We start from the raw sequence: 16955 nt of genomic DNA on the forward strand, positions 1-16955 counted from the left end.
CAGCTCGCTTCTATCACGATGATCGGGGTTCGCGGAGCTCTGCTCGACATCAAAATCGAGCCTAAGACGTTCGAGAGACCTATTCCGCCCGATCCACGCCCTCCGGCGCAATGGGTATGCTGAACTGAAAGACGGCGCCGCGAGGATCATTGGCGCCCGCCCACATCCGGCCCCCGTGCGCCTCAATAATAGAATGGCAAATGGCAAGCCCCATGCCCATGCCATCGGATTTGGTGGTGTAAAAAGCCTCGAACACGCGGTCTGCGCTGTTTGGATCGAGTCCCGGCCCCGTATCCCGAAAAGTGACCAATACGTTATTCGAGCTATCTGTCCGCGCAGTGATCAGTAGTTCGCGGTCGCCTTCCTTGAGATCGCTCATGGCCTCAATGGCGTTCGTGATCAAATTGAGAATCACCTGCCGGACCTGAACGCGGTCTGCTCGAACACGCGGCAACGCCTCAGACCGTCGGGTTCGCACCCAGACATCATTTGTTGCGAGCTCCGCGCGAACTAGGGCCAGCACCTCAAATATCAATTCGTCAAGTGCGAGAAGCTCCGTTTGCATCGGAGCCTTATTCATAAGAGCGCGGATCCGACGGATCACGTTCCCCGCGCGCATACTGTCACGGACAATCAAACCGAAGGTCTGCCGAACCTCTTCCAGATTTGGCGGTTGAGCACCGAGCCAATTTAGCCCTGCCCCCGCATTACTGCTAATCGCGGCAATCGGCTGGTTGACCTCATGAGCGATCGAGGCGGCCAGCTGTCCCATTGTCGTGATCCGATTGGCGTGTGCAAGGCTCATCAGAGTCTCGCGATACCGCCGTTCGCTTTCACGGGCTTCCGCTTCCGCTCTCTTTCGCTCTGTCAGGTCCAGGACGAAGCCAACACCTTGGTCGTGTTGCGCATCGAACACGGCGAGGCCAATTAGCACCGGCACCCTGCTACCATCCTTGCGGACATACTCTTTCTCGAACTGCTGAACAGCTCCGGTCCTTTTTGCTTTTGTCTGAGCATCCATCGTGCGCTCGTGCCATTCTGGAGGCGTCAGGTCGAGACCGTTCACTCGGCCTGCGCGGAGATCTTCTTGGTCGTATCCAACCATCGTGAGGAAGGCTTGATTTGCTTCGATGATCTCGCCCCCTTCGTGAATGATAAAGATTCCGATGATGTTAGCGTCGAGTAAGCGCCGGATTTTCGCCTCGCGTTGCTGAACCTCGCTGTACAACCGGCTGTTTTCCAGCGCTGTTGCACCTTGAGAGGCCAGCATTTTCTGCATTGATGTTCGGGCAGCCGAGAATATGCGCGGGGCGAGATTATTCTCCAGATAAAGTACGCCGATCAGCTTGCCCTGCGTGATCAGTGGCAGGCAAAGAATAGAACGCGCTTTGCGCTCGCGGATATACGGATCTTCGGCAAATGAAGGCTGGGCGACAGCATCTTCGAGAACCACGTTTTCGCGGACACGTAGGACGAAATGCAGCACGGATTCGGGAAGAGCCATCGGAGTTACGGGCTGTTCATCCACCTTTACAACGAGGGCATCTGCTACCGTTTTGCCTTCCGCTTCGATCCGTGGCTCGCCGCCATGCAGCAGAATCAACAAACCTCGTTCGGCGCCGGCCTGCTCAATGGTAGTCCGCATAAGCTTGTCGATTAGCTTCTGAAGCACAATCTCGCCGGAAATTGCCTGCGACACTTTGATCACCGTCGCCAGATCAAGATGCTCAACCGGAGCTCCGATCGTCATGCCATTCACGGCAAGAGGGGTCTCCTGATGCATGAGATGCGGATGCAGCTCCTCGAGTTGACGCACCTTACCATCCGCTCCCCAACGAAGGTAGCCGCGCCGCGCGTCCTGCAGGTAAACCCGGGAGATTCTGTCAAAACCGCGCGCAGCATAAAAGCGCGCTGCAAGTTCGCAGGCGATTGCCTCGTGGTGGACGAAGCCGTTACGTGCTGCGGTCTGGATTGAATGTTCGTACAGTCGCATTGCGTCTGTATCCCGGCATTCGCGCCTTGCAATTTCAGCGCCGACCAAGGCAGCTCGATTCTCAAAGTTTTCGGGGCAATTCGTCGCCAATATCTGCAGCTGTGTGTAATGGGCATCAATGATATCACGATGTTGCTGCTGTTGGCTTTCGCCTAGCTTGTCGCAATAACATGAGTGAGACAGCGCACCATAGAAGTGAAACTCCGCGATCAAGGGCTCTGTCGGCATGGTCCATAATTGGGGCTCCGCCTTCGAGCGAGCACCAACAGCCGCAGCGTAATCGCCAGCCAGAAACCGCGCCTGAAGCTTGCGGATCCAGTAGACAGTTTGGCTAGGCGACCGCTCCGGACTTCCGGCCAACGATCGTTCAACGTCCAGCTCGTTAAATTGTTGGTCATCGAAGCATCCGAATGAGCGCGTGAGGCCGCGCATCGTTCTAATGATTGCGAGCTGAGCATCTATGGTATCAGCAGCGAACTGCACCTTTCTGTTCCGTGTCGTGGCAATGCTCTTCTCTATCTCATTCTGCACCTCTCTCAGAGGATCTCCGGCCATGATCATGTTTGACGTTAGATGAACCAAACTGTACGCCTCATAGATGAGGTCGCCGCTAATGACCGCAGCTTCGTGCGCTCGCCGAATCAACACTCGGCCATCTCTTAAGGGCTTCGTCCACGGGATCACGTTGCATCCAACGGCCAAGTAGACCGGAGCCCGAAAACGAGAGAACTCGCTGCGATCAACCAGGTCGCAAGCAAGACGACCAAATTTATCAGCCGCTTGGTAGTCACCGAAGCGACCGGCCGAGATTCGGCCTAGCCATGCGTAATGGGTGCAAGAAGCATCAGTATTGCCGTATTCGAGGCTCATGGTCACGGCTCTGCAGATAACCAAAGCGGATAAATTGGCGTCCGTGAAACTTGCGGGCGGAAGAATCCGCGTCAAGACGGCAAGCGTCGCAAGCGTGGTCTGATCTGTCATTCCAGGCAAATCAGCAAGCTCCTCGATTGCGTCGGGCAGCTGTGACCACATCCGCTGATATTCGACTAGCGTTTCCTGGTCCGTCGGATGCTGCGACCACTCGATCCCGACGTCGTGAAGATATTCGAGACCTATGCGCACCGCCCGCCCGTGCTGACCGAGCGTCAAGTAAAGATCGACCCGCAAACATGCGACCGTTGCTCGCTGGGGCGCGTTCAAAGCTCGCTTCGACAGTGCGGACAGGAGGCTCTCTGCAATCTCCAGCTTGCCTATTAAGAATTCGCATTCGGCCCGACTTGTCTCCAGCGCGAACGCGAGCTCGTGGCGCCTTTGCCGAGAGTGCTCCGCGAGCAGCGCAGCACCGACGGTGAAGTATGTTAGTGCCGAGGCGTAGGCCGCCGATGCCCTGGCACGCTGCCCGGCGATTAAATTCAACTCCGCGAGCTGCTCTCGCTCCTGATCGGAAGCGATTAGCGCGACACCTCGATTGAGTTGACTGACAACATCGAAGATAGCCTCTTCACGTTTGTGCGCAGGGACATGTGCCGCAAGCATCCGACCGATCCGCAAATGGGCGGGAGCGCGCGAGGATTCCGGCATCAGCAAGTAAGCCGCCTCTTGAACGCGATCGTGGACAAAGCGGTAGAGCGTTCCCTGGCGCGCGATCAGTTCCTGCCGGATCGCCGGCCATAGCCTCGCATGCACCTGTTCCCGTGACGTTTCGAGCACGATCGCAAGCTCTGCCGTCTCGGCCATGTTGCCGAAACAGGCCAGCTGTTGCAGCGCGTCCTGGGTTTCCTCGGGCAGCCGGACGAGCTTGCCGAGCATCAGATCGACGACGTTCTCGGTGTACGCTTTTGCGTGAATGCGCTCGAGATCCCAACGCCAGCACGCCGGCTCGTGATCAAACGTCAACAGCTGCTCTTCGGCCAGTTCAGACAAGAATTGAATGGCGAAGAACGGATTGCCCATCGTCTTCTGATGCACCAACTTTGCAAGCGGGGCAGCGCGTTTTGATCCGCAGCGAAGGGTATCCGCGACCAACTGCGCGACATCGTCTGCAGTGAGCGGCGACAGCGTGATCTCCTCTAGATTTACGTCGGCTCTCCTGATGGACTCGAGCTTGCGTTTGAGTGGATGGCCTGCATCAACTTCGTTGCTGCGGTAAGCTCCAATGAGCAGCAGGTGCAGGTCCGACTGAGTCAGAAGATCCTCGATCAGGTCGAGTGTCGCGGCGTCATGCCACTGCAAATCGTCGAGGAAGAGCACCAGTGGATGGGTTCGCCGGGCGAACACACCAATAAAGCGGCGAAGCACCAGCTGGAAACGATTTTGCGCTTGCCGGGCTGGAAGCTCAGCAGGCGCGGGCTGCTCGCCAATGATCAGACTCAAATCGGGGATCAATTCGACCATCAGCCGCCCATTCGCGCCGAGCGCCTCCCGGAGCGCTTGCCGCCAGGTCGCAAGTTCACCCTCACTTTTGCTGAGAAGAGGACGGACAAGGCTCTGAAAGGTCTGCACTAATGTCGCATAGGGAACATCGCGCTTCAGTTGGTCGAATTTGCCTGATGCCAACAGTCCGTGCGAGGGCACGAGTACTTTGTGTAGCTCCTGGACAAGCGAGGACTTACCGATGCCGGAGTAGCCGGCAACCAGCACCAACCTCGGCACGCCGCTCTTCACCGCGCGATCGAAAGAGCCAAGCAAGGTCTCGATCTCGCGGGCTCTGCCATAGAGCCTCTCGGGGATGAGCAACCGATCAGGTGTGTCGTCTGCGCCGAGCTCAAATGTGTCGATGCGACCGTGGTTGGCACATGCTGCCAGACAGTGTTGCAGATCGTGCTCAAGGCCAGCGGCCGTCTGATAGCGTTCCTCGGCGGTTTTCGCGAGGAGTTTCATCACAATCTGGGAGATTGGCTCCGGGAGGTTTTGCGATTTCTCGACAGGCGGTGTTGCTTTTCTTGCAATATGACAATGGATCCACTCCAAGGGATCTGCACCCGTGAACGGCAGCGCACCGGTCAGCATCTGATAGAATGTCACGCCAAGTGAATAGAGGTCGCTGCGACAGTCGACTGAGCGATTCATTCGTCCGGTCTGTTCGGGCGCCATGTAGGGCAGCGAGCCGGCGATGAACTCGGCAGGCTCAGGCGGCACGCGCTCGCGGGAAAGACGGGAAGCCAGACCAAACCCAGTGAGTCGCACCTGTTCGTCAGGACAATTGACCAGAATGTGAGCGGGTTTCAGGTCCTTGTGGACCAAGCCGTGCCGGTGAAGCTTGCCCACGGCGCTCGTGATACCAACAGCGAGGAGCAGGAAGCGCTTGGGCTCCATACGCATCCCGAGTAAATTTAGCAGTGGCTCGCCGCCTGGATCCTCCAGAACCAGCATAGTCCGACCAGCTTCGCGGATGAGTTCCAACGGCCGCACCGCCCATGCCTCGTCTAGCTCCTCCCTCAGCTCACACTCATGGGCGAGGCGGTCGAGCGTCGGGGGGTGTTCCACGATGGGCCGCACCACAAGCACGACAGCCCTGCTGCCTTGGATTTGCCGGCGCCACGCGCGGCAGAACGCGCGATCGCCGTCCTCCCACAGGGGCTGGATGTCACTGTCGACATTTGAGCCGAACAGAGTTCGGCTGAGGGGGTCCCGCGGCATTTGCCCGCCCAGTCAATAAGGATTGAGCCAAAATCTGACACATATGGGGCGAGCTTGTGAAGGGACTTCGCAAACCGGCGCGAGTACCGATCAAGGCCGCCAAAGACTGGATCGCGGCAACCAAGATGCGACTTACACACCCAATACGTCACAGCCCGATCGTGTCAATCCAGCCCAATCCTGCGCGCAGGCCGGGCCTGCAGCATCGGCGCCCAGCGCTCCCGACTAGCGCAGTGGTGGCCGAAGGATTCTTTTTGATAGAGCGGCTCGTGGCCGTTACCCGACCACCAGCGGCCCGCTGCCCGACGTTCAGCAGGGCCTCAGATCGCTGCTACTGCTCATGCAGGCAATGACGTGTGAAAGCTGAACGGTTTGCCCATGATCGGCGCAACGCGCCAGGCCATTGGACGCCGGCTTCTGAGGGCTGCATCGGCCTGAGCGTCCGGGGCGCGATCAATGCCATCCCCATGAGCTATCGCGAGATCTCCTGGCGCAAACTGAAGTCCCGAGCGCCACAACTTGCTTCGCACAACGTCGTTCGAGTAAGTCTTCCGAGCAAGCGACCATACCGTCGACGCACACAGTCTTGAGCACCGAACTAACATGGCATTGGGCCGAGAAACGTGTCTTCACAACCTTTGAGCCGTCCCGGCGCGCGCTGTCACCGCCTTGGCGTGCGCCCGGTCCGTCCCGGCGTCACCTGTGAAATCTTGATCATGCTGTCCCCGTGAAGCAAGCGCGACGACACTGAGATCGCCGTACCGAGCTAAGGAAGCACAGAGCCTGAGCATGCATGCATGCATGCATGCAACACGATATTGAAGGAGTTCGCCGTACGCAAGGAAGATCGCCCCTTCGACAACGCCTCTCAGATACTTGGCACGAGCTTGATTCACAGATCGCAGGAGAGATTTAGCTCGAACGAGACGAATCCAATGATGCGACGGCGCGTATGGACATTGACGATCAACAAACCACAAGGCCTGATCGAGTGATTTGAGCCAAAGAGCTGAGCTAGATTCTTGGTAAGCTCGAGCCCTCGAAATCGGTTATCCCAAGCTCAGAGCGCTCGGTCTTTTGCGCCAAATCGGACAGCTGGACCTTTTCGCCACCTCGACGGCTATCTCGGGGACATAAGCGCGACCGATATTGCTTTTTCGAGCTGAAACCGCACTGGCGCAGTTCTCAGCTCAGCCTCTTCCCCTCGAGGGCTGCACCAAGCTGTCGATCTCCGGGCGGTCCCTAGCCCATCTTATTCGCCAGAGGGCGCCTGAGAGGCTGGCGAGCGTGGTGTAAAGAGCTGATGCGGCGTAGGATTCGGTTGCGAAGCCAACCCCATCACCTTCAACCGCGAACGCCACGCCCGCCATGACTGATGATACGATTCTGCCGTTCTCGTTTCCAGCCGTTCAGGCCAAGAAAGTCACAGCAGCCTTCGATGGCGGGCGCCTGACCTCGAATGGGGGCGTGATGCTTCTGGCGATCGCCGAGCGGCGTCTCGGCTTGGCCGAAAATTTGGCCCGGGCGGTCCCTGATCGGCGCGATCCGACGCGGGTCGTGCACAGCGTTGTCGACATGTTCCGCGCTCGCATGTTCGCGATCTGCTGCGGCTACGAGGACGCCGACGACCTCGATCATCTGCGGTCCGATCCGGCATTCAAGCTGGCCTGCGGACGGCTGCCGGACACGGGTCGGGATCTGTGTTCCCAACCGCCCCTGTCGCGCCTGGAGAATGCGCCGCGCCTGCGCGACGTGATCCGCCTGACCTACACTTTGGTCGACGCATGGATGGATAGCTACCCGCGCGAGCCGGCATCAGTCACGCTCGACATCGATGACACCTGCGATGTCGTCCACGGCCATCAGCAGCTCTCGCTGTTCAACGCCCATTATGACGAACGCTGCTTCCTGCCGATCCACGTCTATGACACGGAGAAGAGCCGGCCCGTGGCGGTCGTGCTGCGGCCCGGCAAGACGCCGGGCGGCATCGAGGTGCGTGCCCATCTTCGACGCCTGGTACGGCACATCCGCACGCGATGGCACAAGACGCGAATTACGTTCCGTGGCGACGGGCACTATGCTCGGCCGGAGGCGATGAATTGGTGCGAGAACAATGGCATCGACTACATCTTCGGTCTGTCCGGTACCAAGCCGCTCGCCAGAAAAGTCGACGAGGTCGCCGACGACATCCGCACCCGACGCGCCATCGAGAACCTGCCTGTTCTGCGCGGCTATACCGAGACGCGCCACAACGCAAAGTCCTGGGATCGCGAACGGCGCACCGTCGCCCGTATTGAGGCGACGATGCTCGGCCTCGACATCCGCTTCGTCGTCACCAGCCTCGATGTCGGCTCGGCCGAGTGGATCTACGACAGCCTGTATTGCGCGCGCGGCCAGGCCGAGAATATGATCAAGCTGCATAAGACGCAGCTTGCCTCCGATCGCACCAGTTGCCGTTCGGCGCTCGCCAACCAGGTCCGTCTCGTCCTCCATACCGCCGCTTATTGGCTGATGCTGACCGTGCGCGACGCCATTCCCAAAGTCCGGGAATTGGCCACTGCCGAGTTCGCGACGCTGCGTCTTCGTCTCCTGAAAATCGCCGCCCGGGTCGTCGAGACCGCGAGCCGCATTCGCCTCGCGTTCGCCGCGGCATGCCGGGAAGCCGACCTGATCCGCTGCTTGCCCAGCGCGCTGCTGCCGCTCGGTCCTTGACCGGCGGGGCCTCCGCCCCCGTTCGCCCAACCCATCCCTCAAGCGCGTTGCAAAGTACGGGTCGTCAGGCGGTGAAAAGCCGAAGGCAATCCTGTGCGCCTCGTCAAAGGAGGTGTGCAGCCGCATCAATCGGACCAAAAAACCGCACTCTCACGAATAGGACGGGCTAGATCTGAGGTCGATGCCGGCCGAGGAATACCGGACGGCAGGGCGCGGTGCCTCTTTACGCTGACCGGCGGAAATGTCGCTTCCCTGGTTGACTATGGTGCGAACCGCTCTGAATGCGATCAGACGATCCGTGAGCTCGGCGATCGCCTCGCTGATATCTGGCATGTCGAACTACCGTTTCTCACAGAAGCCGGTCCCGAGAATTCGCCCATGCTTAACAGCACTGCCGCCAAAGAAGTCTGCTCCACAATCGGCCACTAAGGTGCGCTTCTAAGGCCCGAGGAGAAGCAAGATGCTCGGTCGAGTCGCTGAATATAAACGCCGCAAGGACGCTCGGGCTAGAAATCCCGCAGGCACACGCGTTGATGTCTTCGAGATCGACGTTCACTCCTGGTCCGTTCTTGGAAGGCGCCACGCAGTCATCGACTCTGAACCACAGCACCAAGGGCAGATCTGAGAGCCATCGTGAGCGAAACCGCGCCCATGACTATTCTCTTCATTTCTGCTCCCATTGATGGGACAACTGACCCGCGACAAAGGCACTCCTGATGCTCACAAAGCGCCCGTACAGGCCCTCACTGATCGGAATGCCGCTCGCTGCGGTTCGCAGGAGGGCGATTGTCGGCCATACGAAGTCGATAGAGCCGAGAGAGTTCTCGCTGCTTAAATCGCTGTTCAAGCAAGACGCAAGCTACCCCATAACCGGTGAAGAGAATTGCAATTGAAATGAAGAACAGCGGAACGCCTTCTCGCCACGCGCACTGTGACAACATTTATCCAACCTTTGCCAACGAGAACTTTGCCGGATCGGACTTTGCCAATTCGAGATATCTACACCGGCATCGTACAACGTGACGCTACGAACGATTCAAGCCCTTCCTGACCGGTACGAAGTCGCAGGATGTCACGACCTACTCTGCCTTGCTGGGCGAGCCTCAGTTTTGCCACGCTGGTTGCTTCATTGGAGGCAGCATCACCACGGATGTACTGGCGATGTGGGGCGAACCCGACGCACGTTCTTCTTCACGGGGTGCCTCGGGCCGCCTTTGATGACCCTGCCTGGGCCTTAGGCCCTTTGCGGATCGAAGCTACTGGCAGGTCTAACAACGGCTTCAGGTTGAATGCTGGGGGCGCGTTTTGTTGTTCCTCTGCAAGTCAACGAGCGGAGCTTCAACTCCAAGCTGCCCGGCACGGACCCGTGATGTCCGCCAACTCTGGTAGGAGAATGGTTCTTTGGCTGGATCAGCGGTTGTTCGGCTGATGCAGCAGAGCAAGTGCAGCTGCTTCTTGCCGAACGGGTCCGCAGCCGGACACCGAATGCAGTGTATCCCGCCTCTCCATTCAGATTACGCCGCCCTGATCTTCGGGTGCGAGCCTGGTGAAGGAAGCAACGAGACGAACGAACGTGAGCGTCCCTGCAGCAGCTCGAGTTCGAGCATCTTTCCTACAAACATGACGGAAAGGGCTTGAATCGCACCTTGCGTCAGGTTGTACGAAGTCGATGCAAGGGTGCTTTCCCCAAGCTCGCAAAGACGCAACTCACAGGCGCTCTGACGACGGAAAAGAAGAGTTCATGTGTTGATGCCGCTGCTACTTGTTCTGATTTCTATTCTCCTTAGTACGGCTGCCATAGTCTACGCCGCTTGCCGATCGCAACGCCGGTGTGATCGGCGCATGCACAATCGCGCCAATTCGTTCAGCGCGCGCCCCCGCGTTCAACTACCAAGGCGGCGGGCATTCTGACCCTTCATCCGCAAAATGAGTCGTCCGCTGCAGCCCCACTCGCGAAGGCCTGGCGACACGCGCCGCCGTTCTAAAGCGAGCATCTCAAGTCCTAGATTCGGTGCTTCTCGACCGACGGTTGATCGATGCCGCCGGGCCGATCCAACGCGACGGCGGACAGACGCGAAAGGCAGTTCTCGACCACTCAGGCGGTTTTTGCTAGACTTTGCTGCAATGGGTCACGCTGGCGCGAATGGCTGACCAGTCACATACCTGGAAAATCTCAAAGATCTGCACTGCGTGAAAGCCTGCGTATCAATCAACGGTTGTCGTGACGCGACAATTCTACTGTAAATTGTACAAATGAGGCTCTTATCGTGACCAAGCGCTCTGAACCGCGGAGGGAAGCCGCAAATGTCGTAGGGCCGGAGGCGAGGCCGAGCGTCCTCGTCGTCGACGATGACATCTCGATGCGCGACTCGCTGGTCAACCTATTTCGTTCGATCGGTCTAGATGTCGTTGCTTACGGATCGGCCCAGGAACTGCTCCAAAGCGAGCTTCCTGATGTTCCTAGCTGCCTCGTGCTTGACATCAGGCTGCCAGGATCGAGCGGCCTGGAGCTCCAGAGCGAGTTAGCCAAACTGAAGATTCACATTCCCATCATTTTCATCACCGCTCATGGCGATATTCCAATGACCGTCAAAGCCATGAAGAGTGGAGCAATCGATTTTCTCAGCAAACCGTTTCGCGATCAGGAACTGCTCGACGGCGTAGTCGCAGCTATCGAACAGGATCGGAACAGGCGGGGTGTAGACAAGGTGGTCAGGAGACTGCAGTCCTTGTTTGAGGCCCTAAGTCCTCGCGAGCAGGATGTCTTGAAACTGGTCGCCGCCGGCCTATTAAACAAACAGGTAGCCGCTGAACTCGGGCTCGCCGAGATTACAGTTAAAATCTATCGCGGGCACATGATGAAGAAGATGGGCGCTCGATCGCTAGCCGATTTGATCAGGATGGCTGAGAGGCTGGGAATTGGGACCGACCGTTTCAGGGTACAAACCTAAGTATGATTTTACAATTTCATCGTACACGCGCACCCTTCAGCTGGCCGTCATGCTTCGGCCACCGCCTTCACCCAACTAGAATGGGTCGTCTTGTCCAGGTATTCAACTGTTTCCGTTGTCGACGACGATCCTTCGATTCGTGCCGCACTCAACAACCTTTTGAAATCGCAGGGGCACGTCGTTCATACGTTTGCATCGGCTGAGGACTTCTTGCGGTCGTCTCAATTGAACGACACGTCCTGTGTCATTGCAGACGTGCAGATGCCCACGATGAGCGGTTTTGAACTATTGGAACAGATGCGGGCCCAGGGTCACGCTGCGCCATTCATCCTGATTACTGCCTTCGCGGATGATCGCACGCGAGCCCGCGCGTTGAGCGCCGGCGTAACTGGCTTTTTCGCCAAACCATTTGTCAATCTGGAGTTGATAGCCTGCCTCGATGCTGCGCTGCGCGAGCATCGTGGCGGAACGGACGCGTGAAAGATGGGGATGCAGTCTGGACCAAACCGTGCCTGCGCGGCGCTTACGATATCGATCAATGCGCCGCTGCCAGTGCTTACCTCGTGCCGGTGGCGACCATCGCCTTTCCACCTTGCCGCATTCCTGTCGCTGTTGTTGTGCTTTCGGCATCTCATCGAAGCACTTGCACCGTGGGGCTCCTGACAAAAAACGCCTCTGGAATGACCGCGTCGCCCTAACGAAGGTGCACGCCTACGGCGATGCTGAGCTTAAACCGAAAGTACCGCCGCAGCGGCTTGCCAGGCAGGACCTCGCCAAAACCCGACACTTTGCGAGTGCTCCAGCGAAGTCCGGCGCCGGAGCGCGTGGGAGGATGACGCGCCGATCACAGCGAAATCACGCAACCTTTCAAGACGATCGCTGCATTCAAAAAAGGCTGCAAGCGATGTTGGAATTCCGAACGATCCACAGTTTGCACCGCGAGATTCGTGCGTTCGATCCGAGCATCCTTCGGGCCGAAGCACCCGAAACTTACGCATCCGTTGCAGCGGCAACACTAATGCGGCCGGTCGGATGCGATCTCAAGCCATGCCTTTGCTACCGACGGGATCCCATCGGACCCTTTTGGGTCACGATGAAAGTTATTCCATTCTTTCTCCTTTACAGAATTTATCCTAACCCAAGCTAACCGCACGGCATGCGCAAATTCTCCGCGCGGCTAAGCAAGCCTGTCCGCGAGAGACGACTTTAGCCAGTGGCGTTCGCTGGATGTGGGCGGCACTACTAGACATAGTAGCTATGTTCCGCGCGGTTCTCAGGTAAATCGCTGGAGCTGTTTTTCAGACGCGCTGCGCGCAACCCAAAGGACGTCGAGAGACGCGGAGCCGCGCGTTCACCGCTTGCCTCTCTTGTACGACGTTGGCCGCGCGCATGTTCGTCGGGCAGATTTTCATGTCGAGGAGACGACCACATGGTTGGAGTACACGGGCCGCGCCGAATGAAGGCAATCGAGACGCTAGAGTCCAATGTGCGCTCGTACTCACGCTCCTTTCCTGCTGTCTTCGGTAGGGCGCGCGGCTCGATTATGTTCGCAGAGGGTGACCGAAAGGTCATTGACTTTTTGTCCGGTGCCGGAGCGCTAAACTATGGCCACAACAATCGGGAGATCAAAGCGGCAATCAGCGAGTATCTGGAGTCAGACGGCGTCGTCCACGGCTTGGACATGGCCACTCCAGCAAAGGTCGAATTCATGGAGACCTTTAGCTCTGTCATCCTTCGTGAACGGAATCTTTCCTACCGCTTTCAATTTACGGGGCCTACGGGGGCTAACGCTGTTGAAGCAGCTCTAAAGCTCTCGCGTAAGATCACAGGGCGTCACAACGTCATTTCTTTCACGAATGGATATCACGGCCAAAGCCTGGGAGCCATAGCTGCGAGCGGTAACCGCTTTTACCGCAAAGCCAGCAGCATTCCCTTATCCGGCACAACTTTCATGCCGTATGATGGGTATCTTGGCTCCGCTGACAGTCCGGCGGATTACGTGCGAAAGGTATTAATGGACGAGAGCAGTGGTATTGACCTTCCCGCCGCCATTCTCGTCGAAACCGTGCAAGGAGAGGGAGGCATTAACGTCGCCGGTAAGGAATGGTTGCAGTCAATTCAGGCTTTGGCAAAAGAGGTCGGAGCTATTTTCATAGTTGACGATATCCAGATGGGCTGTGGTCGTACAGGCGAGTTCTTCAGTTTCGAGTTCGCTGCCTTGTCGCCAGACATTGTTGTAATGTCGAAATCGCTGAGTGGGTACGGCTTGCCGTTGTCGATGCTCTTGATCAAAGAAGCGATCGACGCATGGGAACCAGGCGAGCACACGGGAACGTTTCGGGGAAACAACCTTGCACTCGTTTCTGGCAAAGCGGCTTTGACCCTGTATTGGCGCAACCAGACGTTCTCGCAACAGGTCCAACGCTTGGGCGCATTTATGCGAGGTCGACTCGATGCTATCGCGCATCAGCACGGAAACAAGTTTGCTGTTCGTGGACGGGGCATGGTATGCGGCTTCGATTGCAAAACGACCGAGATCGCGGAGGTGACGGCACATAAGGCGTTTGAGAAGGGATTGATTATCGAGCGATGCGGACCGACGGATCAAGTTGTGAAGTTCTTGCCCGCACTTACGATCGACCAAGAGACGTTGGGACGAGGCCTGGACATATTCGAGGAGTCATTGACCGAAACGTTGAATTCAGCCCGAGGAAGCTAGTTTGTAGGCACACGAGAGAAATTGTAGCTGGCGACACCATCACCGCACAAGTCACTGGCGCGAGTCCTCGCTTGCCGCCGAAACGTTCGGGATTTTTGAAGCCATGATTATGGCGGTGACGCCTGAACGCCAATGCTGTCTGTGATCCGCCGAGTCGGCTGATGCGCGAAGAACGCCTGCTGCTCTTCTTGGTCCACAACACTGAGTGCGAGCAGCACCTTTGACCAAAGAACCTCGCAATCGCGAGCGACTCTGGTCGAGCTGGTTCGCTATCAGTCATCGTGCGAGTACGATCCAACTAAGGCCTTCGCGGATGCACACCAAGCCACGAGCTCCACTAAGAGATAGCTCGACGACAATCGTCAAGGCACGCGCGGTTGACGGCGTCAGTTGCACGAAACCGAATAAGCGTCTCAATCAGAAAGGTCAGTCCTCGGCTTTTGCTCCAGAACTGCAGAGCACCGCTATCGGCGTGCGCGCGTAGCACGCTGCCGTACCCCAATGTTGGCGTGCTCGAGTTCAGCTATCAGAAGCCCATATGGGCGTGAACACCTCGGCGTCAAGCGAAGGCGACGGACCAAATGTCGACTATGCTGGGCCAACCGGGGAAGCCCGACGCATCTGCCGGGTCTGAGATGCGTCGGGCCGAGTGGAAGACTGAGCGTGACAGTCTTCCTCCCACAAACGGGTCTGCAAGTAGTATGCCGTGCCCGCGCTGCTACAGCCGTGTCTCAAATTAGATATCTTGTCTTTGCCACAAAGTTCCCAGGCATTCAGAGACGCTCGGCGCACAGCTAGTTCTTGGAAGGCGCTGAGCCTATTCCCCTTCCAAAAACTCCCGCTATGACCTTTCGTTTGGATCAAAAATGAGGCAGAAGAAGCGGACAACAGGCCGCCGGCTCGTCAACAACAGATGTCTAGATGTTTGATACATTACTACCCGTGACTGGAACGATCGTCCCCAGTTCGCGCACGACAGAGGCAAACGATCGAGATCTAAGTTTAGATTTCGCGAAAGGTGCACTCATTGTTTTGGTGATTGTTGGGCACCTGATCCAGTATGTCATCTACCGAGACGACGGGTTTTGGTATTCGCCGTACTACAAATCGATCTATATGTTTCACATGCCACTCTTTATGGCGATAAGCGGATATCTTTCTTCTCGATCGCTGCTGCAAAAGTCGTTCACGCGAGCCGCCAGCGACCGTGCGAAGCAGCTCTTGCTGCCGATGCTGTTTTGGTGGACGTTCATGGAGACAGCGAAGTTAGCGGCATTGTGGCGCGCGACCAGCCTAACGAGCGGACTTTTGGAGTTTGTAGACGATCTCGCTGGCACATACTGGTTCATCTGGGCCACGTTTGTTTCCTACCTTCTCATCAAGATTTCTACCAGGCTCAACCACCGATCGTGGGTCATATCTTGCTCAGCCATACTGGTCGCACTCGCGCCTCTGACATTCTCCATATCACCCCTGATCAGATTCACTTACCCGTTCTTCTGCTTCGGCTTCTTGCTTGCTCAGTCGCGAGACCGATGGACGAGTACATTGCGACATCACAAGCCGCTCCTGATTTTAGTACTCTCGATAGTGACTTGCGTATGCTTTCTAGCTTGGGGCAAGAACACCTATGTCTACAATAATCTTGGGGTAATTCACGATTTTCGGTCGGCTAAAGACGTGCTTCTGATGTTTGCTGGCTCCGCAGCTGCTTCAGCAATCGCTATCGAACTCCTGCTGCAATGCTGGAGCTTTGGCCATTCAAATCGAATGGCCCGCTTTATCGCTGTGGAGTTGGGCCAGACCACGCTGCTGCTCTACCTGGTCCAGGGTACCGTGTTCCGTCTCATGGATTTCATGCAGTTCGGAGAACTTTGGGATCTCACGACCCGGTTAATCATCGCGGGTATGCTCGGCGCCGCGATTATTGCGATCGCGCTAACGATCCGCTCGATTGTTCGCGGCGTTCCATATCTGTCTCAGCTCGTCCTAGGAATGCCGCCACGCTCAGGTCTCTCGCAAGCCAAACCTGCAGTGAACTAGCTGTATGCATTTGATCGTTCGAGTATGGCAGCGTGCCGATAGCATCGACTTGTGACGCCGCTGGAATAGCGTTCGAACCCAGATCCGGCGGCGACGGCGGTGAGCCGGTGATCGGCATAGGAGCAACCCCATCGAAGGGTGTATTGCTCAGGGATTGTATGGCACCGGCGAACTCAGCCCACTGCCGTCCATCCAAATACGGTCGAGTGTGGTGAGATTCGCTTCGCTGTACCAGTCGTCTAGCTAGCCGCCAGTTTTCGACCCAGATCTCCAGATCTGGCGATCGAACCCAATCCAACCACACTCGGCGAGATGGTTCTTTGAGTGCCGTACTGAACCCGAGACGTCCCAGTCGTTCGAATCTCCGTCTCGACCCGCAGCTGCCCGAAGTAAAAGACCCTCGGCAACCAACAAGCCGTTCTTGTTCGATGAGACGGCGGTCCAATTGCTCATCGCGAGCCTGTCGGCTTCTCACCGTCTCGAAACGGTGCCGATCTCGATCGGAAGATTTAGATTCACGACCATGCGGCGCACGACCGCGCGTTGTTGAACCCTTTTGTCCAATGCACGCGACAATGGGCTGCACGATCATGAACAGCTTGCACACGTACTTCGCAACGCCGCGAAAATGCAAGCGTGCAGAGACCTGGCGAGTTCGCCGGTTCGACGAGGTCTCAATAAAGCCGGACAAGTCTCCCGGGATCTGGCGCAGAGACGATACCAACCGCTTCGCAGCGCGGCTTCTCACCCTTTGGGAAGTCACGAGGCTATCTGCCGATATCCTCATTTGGCCTCAACCGGGCGGGTGCGAGCAAGGCGCTCACGACCGGTGATATCGGAGGTCATCGAGCTTTCGTGCGGGCAACCTATTGTCGCAGCGGGCCCGCCTCGCTATCGG

The 16955-nt window shown here is 57.4% G+C and carries 7 protein-coding genes; 5 read left to right on the forward strand and 2 right to left on the reverse strand.

The annotated features are described in order from the left end of the window. Positions 1 to 79: 79 nt before the first annotated feature. Positions 80 to 5632, reverse strand: a complete 5553-nt coding sequence (locus ACTGJ9_RS37870) for a trifunctional serine/threonine-protein kinase/ATP-binding protein/sensor histidine kinase (protein ID WP_456675168.1) — start codon at positions 5630 to 5632, stop codon at positions 80 to 82. 1368 nt (positions 5633 to 7000) lie between these two features. Between ACTGJ9_RS37870 and ACTGJ9_RS37875 the strand changes: the two genes are divergently transcribed. The 5 genes from ACTGJ9_RS37875 to nolL all read left to right on the forward strand — a co-directional run bounded on the left by ACTGJ9_RS37875 (position 7001) and on the right by nolL (position 16057). After that, positions 7001 to 8344, forward strand: a complete 1344-nt coding sequence (locus tag ACTGJ9_RS37875) for an IS1380 family transposase (RefSeq protein ID WP_456675169.1) — start codon at positions 7001 to 7003, stop codon at positions 8342 to 8344. Between the two features lie 2267 nt (positions 8345 to 10611). Then, positions 10612 to 11295, forward strand: coding sequence for a response regulator transcription factor (locus tag ACTGJ9_RS37880; RefSeq protein WP_456675170.1), 684 nt, complete (start codon positions 10612 to 10614; stop codon positions 11293 to 11295). Between the two features lie 90 nt (positions 11296 to 11385). Further along, on the forward strand, positions 11386 to 11775 hold the full coding sequence (locus tag ACTGJ9_RS37885) for a response regulator transcription factor (RefSeq protein ID WP_456675171.1): 390 nt from the start codon (positions 11386 to 11388) through the stop codon (positions 11773 to 11775). 976 nt (positions 11776 to 12751) lie between these two features. Continuing rightward, positions 12752 to 14014, forward strand: a complete 1263-nt coding sequence (gene ectB, locus ACTGJ9_RS37890; protein WP_456675172.1) for a diaminobutyrate--2-oxoglutarate transaminase — start codon at positions 12752 to 12754, stop codon at positions 14012 to 14014. 921 nt (positions 14015 to 14935) lie between these two features. Then, positions 14936 to 16057: a nodulation factor fucose acetyltransferase NolL gene (gene nolL, locus ACTGJ9_RS37895; protein ID WP_456675173.1), complete on the forward strand. Its 1122-nt coding sequence runs from the start codon at positions 14936 to 14938 to the stop codon at positions 16055 to 16057. Here the strand turns inward: nolL and ACTGJ9_RS37900 are convergent. Further along, complete coding sequence (locus tag ACTGJ9_RS37900; RefSeq protein WP_456675174.1) at positions 15939 to 16844, reverse strand: pantoate--beta-alanine ligase; 906 nt, start codon at positions 16842 to 16844, stop codon at positions 15939 to 15941. The genes nolL and ACTGJ9_RS37900 overlap by 119 nt on opposite strands. Between the last annotated feature and the right edge of the window lie 111 nt (positions 16845 to 16955).

The sequence above is a fragment of the Bradyrhizobium sp. RDM12 genome, from assembly GCF_051917485.1.
In the GTDB taxonomy this organism is placed as follows: Bacteria; Pseudomonadota; Alphaproteobacteria; order Rhizobiales; family Xanthobacteraceae; genus Bradyrhizobium.